This is a genomic window from Pseudomonas sp. 1912-s (assembly GCF_029269205.1).
In the GTDB taxonomy this organism is placed as follows: Bacteria; Pseudomonadota; Gammaproteobacteria; order Pseudomonadales; family Pseudomonadaceae; genus Aquipseudomonas.
Genome location: NZ_JARIXR010000080.1, coordinates 1 through 656 on the forward strand (window position 1 = coordinate 1; position 656 = coordinate 656).

At 59.0% G+C, this 656-nt stretch carries 1 protein-coding gene; it reads right to left on the minus strand.

Going from position 1 to position 656, the window contains the following annotated elements:
• On the minus strand, positions 1-230 hold a 230-nt coding region (locus tag P3C29_RS32615; protein WP_275966466.1), incomplete at its 3' end, for a helix-turn-helix domain-containing protein.
• Positions 231-656 lie beyond the last annotated feature (426 nt).

Sequence of the window (656 nt, forward strand, 5' to 3'; positions counted from 1 at the left end):
TCGGTAAGTTTTGGGCTAGTGGCTGTAAGTTTTGGGCTAGTGGCTGGCCTGCGGGATTTCTCCAGCAGACCTTGCTGGCCTTGTTCTTCGTAGCGCTCGAGCCACTTGTATGCGGTTTGGGGGCTGATACCGAACCGTCGACACAGTTCTCGTTTATTGCTGCCGGGCTGCCGGGCAAAGGCAACGAACTCTTTTTTCAGGCTCATGGCGTCTCTCGTATTCCAGGGCATGATGGTTTTCCGGCGAAGTTAGCTCGCCGAAAAGTGTCCACCATGTCCCCGCACACCCGTCAACCATGTGTCCGGTCCGTACAAAAAGCCCCAAAGTAACCAAAGGGCTCTGCCCCGCCTGTCGGCACCTCGCCTAGGCTCGGTGTTCCCTCACTCCGGCATTGCTCCGCGGGCCGCCGCGACGGGGCGTCCCTGCCCCGTCGCGGCTAAACCGGCGTCCTGCCGGTTTACCCGCTCCTCAATCCCTGCGTTCGGCCTCGGGCTTATTGGGGCAGTCAGAGCCAGATCAAGATCAAAAGCAAAAGCACAGCGGCCTACAGGCCGGCTTGAGTGGTAGAAGCCAGATCAAAAGCCAAAGCAGAGCCGCTTTTCTGTAGGAGCCGGCTTGCCGGCGAAAAACCTGAGAACGCCGCGTTGAATCAGGAT